Below are 13979 nucleotides of genomic sequence, written 5' to 3' on the forward strand. Positions count from 1 at the left end.
ATTTAGGATTTACTGTATACTGCCAGTTAAAATTAAAAAGCAACGACAGTTATCTGGCGGTAGAATTTGAAAGAGAAATTATGGAAATCGAAGAAGTGGCAGAATGTTACAGTATTTCCGGTGATTTTGATTTTCTGCTTAAAGTCTACGTAAAAGATATGAAGCAATATCAGAACTTTGTTTTTAATATTCTCGGTGCCGTTCCGTCTATCGGAAGCACACACAGCACTTTTGTGATGGCTCAGGTTAAGAATACACATGGATTGACGATTTAATCTCTAAAATGCCATAAAGTAAAATAAAACCTCCAGATTTCTCCGGAGGTTTTTTTATGAAATCGCAAAATTTAAATTTAGCTTGGAGTAAGACCAGCTGTAGGATCAAAAGCTTCATTTTCGTCCATACTTTTGAACTGCATCTGCGTTTCCTGTCTTTTTCTCATCGTATTAACTGTTACGTGAGGCCAGTTAATCGGCTGTGCAGAACCGGTAGCCGGAAATACAAGATTGATGGTCTGTGAATACTGAAGAATCTGATCCGCGTTTCCGTCACTGTCCGTAATATCTTCAATCCAGAAAGTTGCATCCATTTTGGTCGCATTTACATTCGTCTGGATGAAGGGAATATTTAAAATTCCGCCATTCGCGTCCGGAGTGCTTGTAGACATCTCAATCACTGTCATGTTGGTTACTCCTCCTTTAGAACCTACTAAACTTTCCAGAGTAGACTGAAGAAAAGCGTTTGGATTTACCTGATTAAATTCCGCAAATTGCGGATTTCCGATAATCGGATCCGAATATCCCAGTTGAGTAATTGGTCCTCCGTTCAGCATTGTAGGAATGGATGAAGCGGGATCAAAAAAGCTTGTTCCCGGGTTTTCTGTATCGAAAGAACTTCCCAGAGCCAATAAAGAGTTTCCGTGAGGAATGGTCGACATTCTCGCAATTGTATAACCTCCGTTCGGTTGCCCAATGTTTAAAAACAAACCTGTTTCTACGTGTATGGTTGAACCTTTAGGAAAACCCCTGTCGTTACAGAAGCTTGTTTCGCATGCACTTACAATCTGTTGTTCATACAATAATCCGAAAATTAGCTGTTCTACCTGCTGTCCTTTTACAACAGGACCTCTGTTTCCTGCCTGTACGACTACCGGATTAAAGGTTAAAGTTTCTGTGTAAGGGATCACCTCAAAAACAAAGCCCGTATCCTGTCCCGGTACGGAAATCGTGTTCCAGCCCGAAGAAGCCTCGCTTCCAGGAATCTGGATGTTTTCCCAAACGCCGACAAGAGGAGCCAGAGCTCCCAAATCTGATGATTCAACTTTATGTAACGGGAGAACCTGTGCTCCCAAAGTTAAGCCTCTTACTTTACTTTCTAAATTCATAATGATGGGTTTTATGGTTAAGTTTTAGTTTAATTAAATATAATATGCTCTTGTCTGAATGGCTGCCGGAGCAGACATGCTGGTTCTTACCGCGAAAGCCGGAGTATCTCCGATAAGAATTTCCATATCTTTTTTCATCGGATGTTCGGAGTTTCCATACTCCATGCTTACTCTTTTTCTGCTTTCATCTTCGTTAAGGAAATATAAATTCGTGGGTTGTAGAATATTCCATCGGCATCCGATCAGTTTTCCTTCATTTTGCCCGTATTCCGTAATAGGCGAAAATGCCGACATTTCAGGAATGAGATCTGCGACATCCGCCTTGCAGGTGAAAATGGTTTCTTCACTGTTTTCAGGGTCATTGCAGGTTATTGTCCATGTATTTTGTCCCGGAACATTGAGGGAAGGAATATTAATAGTGAAAGTTGTTTTGAATTTTGGCTCTCCGAAAAGTTCTATTCCTGCCTTTATTGCCATGTCGGCATCGCAGGGAACATAAACGCGTTTGTGTCCCATTAATTTCGTTTGTTCTTCACCTCTCAGATATTCTTCTGCTGTTACAAAAGCCACGGTATCTTTTTGAGATTCAGGATAGCAGACAATATTTAATTCTATTTCCTGAGTTGTGCTTGCTCCGTTTGGAAACTGACCTGTGTAGTTCTGAAAATTAAAACTTACAATAGCTTTTCCGTTAAAATCCGAAGCGGTAAGTCCTGTATTTTCAAGATATTTTAAAACCTTTTCCCGGTCTACAAGAAAAGCAACTTCGAAATTATAAAGTGTTGCGTAATAGAAGGGGAGTCCGAACCCTTCAGGAATTGGCGGTAATTGATTGCTCATGGTAAATTGGTTATTAAATTTATTCTAAAGCCCATTAATAAAACGGGCTTTAGTTTTTTTTAGTTAGAAGGATACTCAAAAGTTGGTCCTGCATTGTATTGGGAAGTCAATGGCTGGCTCATCAATCCGATTGCCTGCTCTTTCAATGCATACATATACATAATGGATTTTGCCAGTTCTTCAGAATGTCCTTCTACAGCAGCCTGAATTGCATCCAATAACTTTTTATACGTAATATTAAATTGTTTTCCCTGCTCGAATAACTGAGGATTCGACTGGTAATCTGACATTTTAGGATTCGGTTTCATGGGATAAGCTGCATTCCAGTCTACGGGAAGCGGTTTTCCAACCGGTGGAGTGGTTACAGGCATCATTCCGTTTTCGTCGGTGAACGGTCTGTAATCTCCGCCTAAATAAAAATGTTCATGGAAAATTTCCTTAAATCTGAAATAATGAGCCAGTTCCGCGCCTTCCTCAAACTGTGATGGATCTACATCGAAAATAGAATCATCCGCGCCTTCTCCTTGTCCCTTAATTTCCTGAAAAACAAGAATAACGCCTTCTAAAGCATCAACAGGATACAGTTTTCCGCCGCTTCCGTAGTATTGTTCCGGACGGATCTGTTTTGCAGGATCTCCTGTAAAAATTCCGCCTTTGTTTAATTCTTCAAAAGTCTGCGGTAATCTTCCGTTCGCTTTGTAATAAGCAATGATCTGGAACACCACAATGTAAAAGAACACCACGTCATAATATTCTCCAATGGTATGAACATTTTTCATGATGAAATCCTTCATGTTTTCCAGAGTCCAGAAATTATCCTCCTGAACAGCACTTTTTGAAAACATTGCTTCCGGTTGTGCATCGTAATCGTATTTTGGTGCTTTTACCAAAGGATTACTTGGGCTTTCGATGGCAATAAAGGTTGCAATACTGTTGGATGAAAACGTTTCCAGACCTACGTAAAAATCCACATTCATTGGCAGTTTCATCGGATAATTAGGATAATTCTGCGGTCTGTTGACTGAAGGCTGAATGCTCACTGCGTTCATCACGTTGCAAACCATAATCATATGAAGCATTTCTTCAACCGCTACACTTCGGATGATCTGTGAAGGAAGAATATTCGTTCCGTCTTTAATAGAGTATAAAGCCGTTAAATACGGAGGGATTGTAGAATGCTCGATTAAAATCGCAGTCTGAAGCAAATCCTGTAAAATCGGACGGTAATCCAGATTCTCTAATCCTTTTTTTACCTGAAACGCCTTTTCTCCGGAGAAATCTGCGGTAGGATTAATTTCGGAAATTTCACCGCCAAATTGCGACCTCAGATATTCGTTAAACGCATCAATCTGGTTATTAAGTAAAAGATTGGTTATATTTTTACTGTGGTATTTTATTCCTTCAATCCAGTTTTCTTTACTGTTTGTATTGTCGAATAATAACGACTGCAAAGAAATAGCTTCGTCTACGATGATATTTTTATCTAAAGAACTTCTTTGAAAGCTGCTGTTTTCCTGAGGTTCTGTTTTATTGATTAGTCTTTGTCTCATGTTTTCTATTTTAATATATTTTCCAGATCTTTCAGAATAGATTCTACGGAACGAATGGTGAATGCGGATAAAGTAAGGGTAGGGTTAGAAGTTCCCAAAGTCGTCATATTTCCGGCTCCTACAATGTATAAATTCGGATGATCCCACGATTTGCAATAGCTGTTCGTTACAGAGTCGTCCGGATTGTCGCCCATTCTGTGGGTTCCTACAATATGTCCGGCTCCGTTATAAGAATATCTTACATTATTATATACAAAAGTATTATTGTCTGTAGCATTGTATTTGGTGAAATCTTCAATACCCAGTCTTGCAAACATTTGGTCTGAAGCTAATTTTGCCTGTTCCATTGCTCTCATTTCGTATTCTGTAAGCCCGTAGTTAATAACAGGACGCGGAATTCCCAATACATCCAGATATTGGTCGTTAATAGTTACACGGTTATCAGGATTCGGAAGCTGCTCTATTTCGAAATGGAAAAGCACCTGTCTGGAAAGTCTGTGGGTTAATGCATCTTTCAGTTCTTCTCCGAAAAGTCCGTCATTTAAAAATTCTGAAAGGTCTGATCCCGGAGAAAAAGCCGGCCAGCTCCATCCCCAGTTGTCAAGAGGTGAGATCCATGCAGAAAACTCGCTTCTGAAATTTCCGTCACGAAAAGACGAAATGTTGGTGGTGGAACCGGGACCTCTGTAAGAATAAACAGGATCCGGAAATAATCCCCAAGTAAGCATTACCATATGATCCATCAGGTTTCTTCCCACCTGATCGCTTCTGTTGGCAACGGTTTTTTCAACATTTTGACCGTTTTCGAAAACAGTGTATTTAGAATTTAAAAGAATTTTCGGATTTTCAAAAGCATTGGCAGCAAGAATAACGATTGTTTCGTTCGTATCAATAACCTCTTCTACAAATTCTGTTTTTTCTCTTGAAATATATCTTCTGATGTGAACTTTAGAGATTTTTTCCTGATCTTCTACATCAACGCTTAATTTGTACACCACGCTTTGTGCCTGAACCTGAATATTATGATTTCTCTGAAAATTCTGGTTTTTATTAACTTTATATAAAGCTTTTTTCAGCGTTTTCAGAGCGTTGTATTTTGCCTGAACCGGACAGATCGGAACGCAGGATGCATTTCCTTCACAACGTTCTCCCATATAAGGATTCCATACTGCTCCTAAAGCTTTGTATTCTTCGTTTTCAATATTCTTTAAAGTTAAAGTATATCCGGATTCAGAAGCTTCGGCTTTTACTATTTTGGATGTTCCGTAGGCAATATTCGGGGTGGAATTTCTTCCCTGCGGAGACGGAACAAGCATTATCGGATATTCTTCAAAGTTAAGCTGAACCGAAGTTCCTGCCAATCCGTTAATAATCTGATGATCCATATAACTCTGCGGAATTTCTTCCATCGGAAAGACATAATTTTTACCGTAATATTCTTCCATGCTTTCCTTAATAGGATATTCCTGCGCAGCAACATTTCCGGAAACACCGATCTCAAATTCAGCCATTTCATAATAAGGCTTTAACGTCTCATAATCAATTGGCCAGTCCATCGCTCTGCCGTATTGTTCCTTCAGTCTGAAATCGTTCGGAAGCATTCTTGGGGTAGTTCCGAGCCAGTGAAGTGTGGTTCCGCCTCCTACACGAATGGCATCACTTGCAAAAGGCATCGGACCGAACTGTACCAGATAACCTTTTTTATCCGGAAACGGCGGAACAATCGGTTCTATGTCCAGAACATTCGGAGAGGGAGCCTGTTTCAGATTCGGATACGGTGAATTCGGAACTTTGGCTTCTTCTATGTAAAACTTACGGATGTAATCGTTGTAAGTAACCATTGAAGTGGCAGAATCGAGTTCTATCCCGGCTTCCAATCCTGCTTCATACATTAAAATTGATAGTTCTTTATACGTTTTTGAGTCGTCCGTTTCAGAACGGTGGATCATTTTTTTTGCATCGGTATCAAAAACATGATCTGTTAAAAGTTTGGCAATCAAAGAACCGACGATTCCTGTTCCTACGATGATTACATCTTTTTTTTGCTGAGGTTTTTCTGTCTGATTCATGAGTTGCTGTTTACAGGTTTTGTTTCCCAAGATTTAAAGCCCGGCTGTTTTGCACCCGGCGGATGCGCATGCATTACCGTCCATACGAGACCTTCTTTATAAGATCTGTCGTTTACGTAAGCACCTTCCCAGGTTCCCATATACCAAAGCGTTATTACGCTCTGAGCAATTTCCTGAGTCGCAGGATTGGCAATAATTTCTGCAGTGATCGCGTTTTTCAGCTGATCCTGACTTACAGAATTTTCCAGAACATTTTTAGAAATATTCAGAAATTCAATAAAAGTAGCAGTTTCAATCTGGTTGAGAATGTACTTGTAATAAATCTCGGCTAAACCTGTGGATTGCAGCTCGTTCACGGAAAATCCGGTTAGGGATTCTGAAATCGCCATGAACACGTCGTAGTAGTAATCGTCGACGTTGAGGATTTTGTTGATAATCATCTCGTTGAATTATGGTTAAAGTTTTAGTTTTTATTCTTAGATAATTTTATTTATCGGATAAATTGGGTTATCTAATTTCCGTCTATAAAGTTATATATTTTTCACATTGATTAGAATAAATAATATTTATTTAGAATCTTTCAAAAGTAAATGTTTTGTTTTGATAATTGTTTTAAAATAATCGTTTTTATCCGTCATATTTTATTAATATCATTTTCTCTTAACTATTTATTAAAATTGAGATCCTCCGAATTAAAACAATAGCAATATCTTTGTAAAATAAATTAGAATTACCATAAAATATTTTATGAAAGATATTAAAATGATTGTAACGGATATGGACGGAACGTTCCTGAATTCTTCCCATGAAGTAAGTCCGGAATTTCCGAAAATATATGAAGAACTGAAAAAGAGAAATATTTTATTTGTTCCTGCAAGCGGAAGACAGATGTTTGGAATCACCAAATATTTTGCTGAGATAGAAAATGAAATGGCTTTCATCGCTGAAAACGGAGGGTACGTCATTTACAAAAATGAAGAGCTTTTTGCAGATCAGCTTGATCCAAAATATATTACAGAAATTATTGCGGCAATCAGAACGATTCCCGGCGCTACAGCTGTATTGTCCGGCAAAAAAAAAGCATACTTTGAAACCGATAATCAGGATTTTATAAATTATGTTTCCCAGTTTTATACAGATAATGAAAGAAGGGAAGATCTTACGCAGGAAATAGACGACAGTATTTTTAAAGTTGCAGTGTATCATTCCGGCGGTTCGGAATTAAACGTTTATCCTGTGCTGAAAGAATTCGAAAATTATGATCTTGAAGTGGTGGTTTCCGGTCAGTATTGGCTGGATATCATGAACAGAAATATTAATAAAGGAGTAGCATTGGAAAAATTACAGAAAGCTTTAAATATTACTCCGCAGGAAACCATGGCTTTTGGAGATTATATGAATGATATTCAGATGCTTGAAAATTCAAAGTACTCTTATGCGATGCGGAATGCGCATCCTCTGGTAAAAAAAGCGGCAAGTTTTGAAGCCGGTTCTAATGATCATTTTGGAGTTCTGAAAGTAATTAAAGACTATTTAAATATCAATTAAAACTTTCATTTGTAATAATTTAAGCCTTCAGATTTTATCTCTGAAGGTTTTTTTATTAAACGTTTAATTAATAGCATTAAAGTGTTTATGATTATTGTTAATTTAAAGTTTTCAATTTATTTATAATAATTTCACCAATATATGAGAAAAATATTTTAAATTTATCATCGAAATAATTGCTCGTTTTAGGAGTGATATTTTAAACAAAACTGAACAACCATTTATAAAAGGCGGAACCGAAAAGCCAATAACAGAGTAGGGAAAACTAAATAATTAAACCATGAATCTATCAATTCATCCATCAGTAGGTGTTGCCCGATTAGGGAATAGCACAACTGCAATTTGTCTGTCTCCGGACACCATCGGTGGTCTGCCATTTGATGCCGACAACAACGGGAATTCCTTAGGTCCTATTACATCCTTTAAAGATGCTGCAGGTCTTATTAAAAGACAGGGACAACCGTTTAAAATCCTTTCAGACACAGGAGAAGAAATCACTTTAGACACTCCGAATGTTGCTTCTATTGAATGGACAGTGCATTTAGCAAACAAAAAAGCAGCGTGGTATCAGTACAGTGAGTTGCAGGGAAATCTTTTGTACGGTCAGGAAAACAGTTATCAGAATCAGAAAATTCCTTTCAGAAATCCCGATGTGCCACAGAATGACAGACAAACTTTAATCGTAGATCCGGGACCAAGAACAATTTCCGGAAAACAGAGTTCGATAGGATTTGATAAAGATAATGTTCCTTCGGGCTATCCTGCACAATATCCTCCACAGGAAGTTTCATACGGAGTTCCGGTGGTTACGTTGGGGGATCTTCTTACGGATAATTCAGGAAGACTGGTTGTTTTGGGAGGTTTTGGTCATGCGGGCGGAGATTTGCCCCTAACAAGTTATGGAGGTTCCAGTACATGGCATGACGATATTTCGGACGGACCGGTTTACTGTACGGTAAATTTTAATGACGGAACGCCTTCGGTTTCACTTACAGCATGGGTTGTGATCGGATCACCGGATTTCGCTCCGGAAATTGTTAATATTTCAAATTTAAGCGATACGATGTTCGATGTCGGGGTAAGAAATTTCAATCTGGTACCTGAGATGTACAGCAACGGAAATTATAATCCAGGCTTTCAGGCAAATTTTCAGAGAGATATTTTACCGATTATCAACAGAATCAGCAAATATCAATGGGTTGCCAATGTACAGTCGATGATGGCTTTTACCAGCAATATTTTTGATTTTACAGACAATTCTGAGGCAAACCGCCAAAACAGACAGAATTATTTTTCTTATTTCAGACAAAATGATGCTCAGCCGCCGGTTCCGCCTTATTTACCTCAGGAACAGCTTCTGAAAGAAAACGGAACCGATATTTTCCCGATGATGCCTTTAAATTCAGGAAGCAACTCGGTGAGCAATATTAATATCATGAAATTCATGGCACTGGATGAAACACAGCTTTTCCTGATGCAGCAGTGGGCAGACGGAAATTTTGTAAGCGATCCGAATTACGAAGAATATCCTGTAAATGCTATGGACGCAGCAAGTGTAGGAAATTGTGTAGGACTTCCGATGTGTCCGGGAATTGAAGTAACCTGGAATCTGCAGAATCCTATTATTTATGCAAATCCTTATAGAATTTTACAGTACGGAAACGAACAGCAATATGCAGCACAAGGTTTAACGCCGTCTCGCGATGAATGTGAAGGCGGAGGCTGCGAACCGGGAGATCTAACCAAAAGAATGGCTTGTCCTTGGCAGGCGGATTTCTTCCAGTGTACGATTCAGCTGATTAATTTTACAGATCCGTCTGTGAATAAAGCGGGTTCTCCACCTGCACCGCTTCCTCCAACGTATTATTCTTACTGGTGGCCGCCTCAAAGTCCATGGGATGTTTTGGTAGGTGAATTTACCGCTGAAGGTCAGTCGGCTACCAATGTTCCGGCAGGACAGCAGATGAACTACGCACGCGGAATCAACAGTTTTACGCAGATGGTTCAGTACTGGTACGCGCTAGGATTTATCAGGGATAAAAATTCTCACAGCGCAGGTTTCCCATTCTTTGTGGAAACTGAAAGAAATAATGAAATATTTACATATGAAAATGTTCCTGTAAGTGAGATCAGCGGAAACGAAGAGGATGATGAAACCACAATTCCGGTTTTCTACATCGAAAAGAAAACGCAGGTGGTTACCGAAAGAAGTGAAAAAGGAAGAATGATGATGGAACATCTGGAAGAGGTAGGATTTAAAGAGATTGCTGTTGCAGCAGACCGTATGCCGTTACCTCGTTCCGGAACGCGAAACAGAAGATAAAATGCAAAACTTGTTAGAAACTAATGTATTAATTGTCGGTGGAGGTCCAGCAGGGACTTCCGCCGCTTTAAGTCTGCTTAAATATTCTGACCTGAAAGTAGTTATTGTAGAAGAAACCGGTCTGGAATCTGTAAAAATTGGTGAACAGGTGAACTCAAGTATTTTTGACCTTCTTCAGTACATGGGAATCGATAAGACAGCTTTACATCAGAATAATTTTATCCGGGGACACAGCAGTACCGCAGCTTGGGGAAGCGAAAGACTGATGGTTCGTGATTCTATTTTCAATACCGAAACCGAGAGCTTTCAGCTTAATCGGGAAGAATTCGATTATCTGCTTCTGGAAAATGTATCAGAAAAAGGAGGGATTATTTTTCCGAGAACGAAATGCCTGTCTTTTGATCAGGATGAAAACAATCACTGGACGGTAGATGTAAAACATGAAACCAAAGGAAATTTCACGATAAAAGCAGATTATCTGATTGATGCAACCGGAAGAATGGGGAGTGTATGCCGGAAAATCGGAGTTCAGTCAAAACGGTATGACGAACTTGCCGCAATCGGAAGATTTTTTTATTTTGATGAATCTCAGACGATTGAGCAGAACATCATGATAGAATCAATTGAAGATGGCTGGTGGTATTGTGCTTCTCTGCCGAATCATAAGATGACTTTAACTTTCTTTTCAGACGCACAGATTATTAAAGAAAAAAAGCTTGAAAATACCGAAAACTGGAGCAGGTTATTATCAAAAACAAAACACATTCAGCATAAAATATCAAAAGCGGCTTCCGAAGGAAAACCCTGGGTGAAAAATGCATTTTCTCAGATTGCAGACATCCGTTCGAGCAAAAATTTTCTGGCGGTGGGAGATGCAGCCGCTTCATTTGACCCTATTTCATCAATGGGGATCGGTTTTGCCATAAGTTCTGCCTGTCATGCTGCAAAAGCGATTATTGATGCAGACTCAGGATACGAAAATACTTTTGTTAACTATCAGGAAAACATTAATACAATATATCATAATTATCTCACGACGAAAACATTTTTTTATCAGAAAGAACAACGCTGGAGCGATTCTGTATTTTGGAAAAAAAGGATGTAAGAGGTTGGGATATGAAATTAAATTAGTAATGACAGCCTCATAACGATATGTGAGGCTGTTTTTTGCTTTAACATTTTAAAATTAATAATTATTGAAATTCATCAACATGAAAAAACTACTCAATTACATTTCGTTTCTGTCGGTTGTACTGTTTTCTGTCGCGTGCAGTTCTTCCACCATAGAAGATGAAAATGCGCCCAGTGAAGTAACCACGGTATTTTATAAAAATGCCGATGAGCTCGCTTCAACTTATGATCCTTCGAATACAGTAAATCAGACCTTAAGAAATCAGATTTACGATTTATACAAACAAGGGAAATGGGGCGAACTGGAATCTGTTTTTAAAGTGAATAACCTTAACGGAGGATGGCCGCCTGCAAACGGAGGCTATAATATTGTGGATAATACAGATTTCACCGCCGGACAAAAATACGACCGCTATAGTGGGGCAATCGGAACATACAGCGGAACCGGAGCGCCGACTCTGGGAGGAAATTTCACCAGTCCGATCATCAATGGCTACGTTTATACTTTTGCTCAACGCGCCCTTAACAAACCGGAAAATGCCTATGATTTTTATTATGAAATAGAAGTTTTGAATAATTTGCTACCTTTCAAGGGACAAACGGCAGACATTATTCCGTGGTTCGGGCAGGTTGGAAAAGGAAAACAGACGATGTGGAAAATTCCTCTGGACCCTTCAACCGGCTACACAAAAACATGGAATAAACTTGCGCAGGAAGGTTATATTAAAGTAACGATAAAAAGAAGTCCGAGCGGAAATTATCCTTCAGCGGTTGGAATGGTGATTCAATAAATTTAACTGAAAATGTACGCAATAACAAAGAAAATACAGGTTTTAAATAAGGCAATTATTCTGAAAGATTCGTTTATTAATGATGAAATCAGTTCGTCTGCGGAGCTGAAATTCATCTGTCGTAAATGTAGTCATGAAAATCTGGTGAAAATTACTCCTTACGAATCTGGTTTTCCGATTTTTCAACTTTATCATGAAAATAAAATTCTATCTGTTGACGAATTGCTTAAAAATTCAATGGTAAAAGAGACGCAAAAGAATATGCTTCATGCCGGAGAATTTACAGTTCATAATTTACCAACGTTGTATTTTGGAACAGACTGCGAATCCTGCACTGCAAAATACATCGTAATTTTCAGTTATGGCGAAAAACAACCGGGGCTGGAATTACTTTCCGTTTCCGGAGTATGGAAATATGCAGAGGCATAATATTTTTTTAGATGGTGTGTTCGGCTTCAAATCGAAGATTTGAAGCCGAATTTTTTTATGAACTTATGGAAAACCATAATCAGCAGATGTTCGAAAAGCGTATTATTGTTCAATCTAATCATCAAACAAAAACTTTAATTATATGGAAATTTTACTCATTATTATTTTATCGGTTCTGCTGATTGTTGCATTCAGTAAATCAGGTAAAAATAAAAAACAGGTTTCTGAGAAAGAAGCTCAGATTACAAATCTTAACAGGGAAATCAGTCAGCTCAGAGCCGAGATTTCAAACCTCAATTCAGACAAAAGATCTTTACAGGACAAAATCCAGAGATTAAGAGCCGATTTTTCTAATCTGCAAATCGAGAAACGTTCGGTAGACGAAAAGAATATTCAATTGAAAAATCAAAATGATGCTTTAAGCAAATATCAGGATATCATTAATGTTCAGGTAGAATGCGAATATCTTCTGAAAAGAGCGGAAAGAGACAGTTTAAAATTAAAAGAAAGAGCACAGGCGGAGCTGGATAACGCGCAGCTTCAGGCGAAAGAGTCGAGAAGAATGGCGAAGGAACTTGTTGAAAAAAGAACCAGAGAAGTTGAATTATTGTATGAAAATGCAGTAAGAGAATCCAAAAGAATTATCGATACTGCTGAAGACAAAGCACTTGCCATTGGTGGAGACGCTTACAGAAGTTTGCGCGAAGCGAATGAAATAGCCGACAGAATAAAAGCAATGAAAAATGTAATAAAAGGCTACGGAAACGAATACATTGTGCCTTCTTATACTTTGCTGGATGATCTTGCTGAAGAATTCAGCCACAAAGAAGCCGGAGAAAATCTTAAAAAGCTTCGACAGAATAACAAATTAATGATCACAAGCCGACAAGCCGGAATCTGCGAATATATGGATGAATTCAGAAGAAATATTGCCATAGATTTTGTTATTGATGCTTATAATGGAAAAGTGGAAACGATTTTAAATTTGGTAAAAAAAGACAATTACGGAATTCTGAAACAGAAAATAGATGATGCTTTTCAGTTGGTTAATTTCAACGGAGAAGCCTTCAGAAAAGCCAGAATTTCGGTTGAATACCACGAAGCCCGTCTTGAAGAACTTAAATGGGCGGTTATTGCTCAGGAACTTAAATGGCAGGAACAGGAAGAGCAAAGGCAGATCAGGGAACAGATGCGGGAAGAAGAAAAAGCAAGAAGAGAATATGAAAAAGCCATAAAAGATGCTGAAAAAGAAGAATTAACACTGAAAAGACTGATTGAAAAAGCAGAATCTCAGGTTGCAAAAGCCAATGAAGAGCAAAGAATGATGTTCCAGCAGAAACTTGAAGAACTTCAGGGTAAATTATTAGTTGCGGAAGAAAAAAATCAAAGAGCAATTTCTATGGCGCAGCAAACGCGTTCCGGAAATGTATATATTATTTCAAATGTAGGATCATTTGGAGAAGATGTTTATAAAATCGGAATGACGAGACGTCTGGAACCTCTGGATCGTGTTCGTGAGCTTGGCGATGCAAGTGTGCCGTTTGAATTTGATGTTCACGCCATGATTTATTCTGATGATGCTCCGGCTTTGGAAAGACAGCTTCACAAAAAGTTTTTAAAGAATCAGCTTAATAAAATCAATCCGCGGAAAGAATTTTTCAGACTTGGAATTAACGATATTAAAAATTATCTTGAAGATACCGGAATTATCTGCAAATGGACTCTTACCGCAGAAGCCAGACAATATCGCGAAACACTAAAACTTGAAGAGGAAATGAAGACCAATAAACAACTTGAGAAAGAGTGGGAGCAATATCAGGAAGAAGCAGATCCTGTAGCTTTGGAAGAAGTATTGGAAGGAGGAATAAAAAACAAAACCACAACCCGAGAGTTGTGGTTTTTTAATGAAAGTAT

At 38.4% G+C, this 13979-nt stretch carries 12 protein-coding genes; 7 read left to right on the forward strand and 5 right to left on the reverse strand.

Translation table 11 applies throughout. The features are described from left to right. A partial coding sequence (locus tag WFK35_RS13235) for an Lrp/AsnC ligand binding domain-containing protein (protein ID WP_336732988.1) occupies positions 1–275 on the forward strand: 275 nt, incomplete at its 5' end. Positions 276–352: 77 nt separating this feature from the next. Here the strand turns inward: WFK35_RS13235 and WFK35_RS13240 are convergent. From WFK35_RS13240 to WFK35_RS13260, 5 genes are read right to left on the reverse strand one after another with little or no spacing between them, the layout of a single operon-like run. Continuing rightward, positions 353–1384: a heme-binding protein gene (locus WFK35_RS13240; RefSeq protein ID WP_214589566.1), complete on the reverse strand. Its 1032-nt coding sequence runs from the start codon at positions 1382–1384 to the stop codon at positions 353–355. A 33-nt stretch (positions 1385–1417) separates the two neighbouring features. Then, positions 1418–2224 carry a hypothetical protein gene (locus WFK35_RS13245; RefSeq protein ID WP_336732989.1) on the reverse strand — a complete coding sequence of 269 codons (807 nt, stop codon included), beginning with the start codon at positions 2222–2224 and terminating at the stop codon, positions 1418–1420. Positions 2225–2283: 59 nt separating this feature from the next. Further along, the gene (locus tag WFK35_RS13250) at positions 2284–3774 is read right to left on the reverse strand and encodes a ferritin-like domain-containing protein (RefSeq protein ID WP_336732990.1); all 1491 of its coding nucleotides are present in this window, start codon (positions 3772–3774) and stop codon (positions 2284–2286) included. Positions 3775–3779: 5 nt separating this feature from the next. Next, positions 3780–5843, reverse strand: coding sequence for a GMC family oxidoreductase (locus WFK35_RS13255; RefSeq protein WP_336732991.1), 2064 nt, complete (start codon positions 5841–5843; stop codon positions 3780–3782). Next, positions 5840–6283: a hypothetical protein gene (locus WFK35_RS13260; RefSeq protein ID WP_235130962.1), complete on the reverse strand. Its 444-nt coding sequence runs from the start codon at positions 6281–6283 to the stop codon at positions 5840–5842. The genes WFK35_RS13255 and WFK35_RS13260 overlap by 4 nt, the downstream gene beginning before the upstream one ends. Before the next feature lie 307 nt (positions 6284–6590). Between WFK35_RS13260 and WFK35_RS13265 the strand changes: the two genes are divergently transcribed. The 6 genes from WFK35_RS13265 to WFK35_RS13290 all read left to right on the forward strand — a co-directional run. Further along, on the forward strand, positions 6591–7391 hold the full coding sequence (locus tag WFK35_RS13265; RefSeq protein ID WP_336732992.1) for a Cof-type HAD-IIB family hydrolase: 801 nt from the start codon (positions 6591–6593) through the stop codon (positions 7389–7391). A gap of 280 nt (positions 7392–7671) precedes the next feature. Continuing rightward, entirely contained in the window at positions 7672–9714 is a 2043-nt protein-coding gene (gene lodA, locus WFK35_RS13270; RefSeq protein WP_290261627.1) for a CTQ-dependent lysine 6-oxidase LodA, read from the forward strand. A 1-nt stretch (position 9715) separates the two neighbouring features. After that, entirely contained in the window at positions 9716–10819 is a 1104-nt protein-coding gene (gene lodB, locus WFK35_RS13275) for a lysine-epsilon-oxidase maturase LodB (protein WP_336732993.1), read from the forward strand. Positions 10820–10925: 106 nt separating this feature from the next. Further along, on the forward strand, positions 10926–11636 hold the full coding sequence (locus WFK35_RS13280) for a hypothetical protein (RefSeq protein ID WP_336732994.1): 711 nt from the start codon (positions 10926–10928) through the stop codon (positions 11634–11636). Between the two features lie 12 nt (positions 11637–11648). Beyond that, positions 11649–12065, forward strand: coding sequence for a hypothetical protein (locus WFK35_RS13285; protein WP_336732995.1), 417 nt, complete (start codon positions 11649–11651; stop codon positions 12063–12065). Positions 12066–12207: 142 nt separating this feature from the next. Then, positions 12208–13979 (forward strand): DUF4041 domain-containing protein (locus WFK35_RS13290; protein ID WP_336732996.1); only part of this gene is annotated, 1772 nt, incomplete at its 3' end.

This window comes from Chryseobacterium sp. VD8, from assembly GCF_037149975.1.
GTDB classification, from domain to species: domain Bacteria; phylum Bacteroidota; class Bacteroidia; order Flavobacteriales; family Weeksellaceae; genus Chryseobacterium; species Chryseobacterium indicum.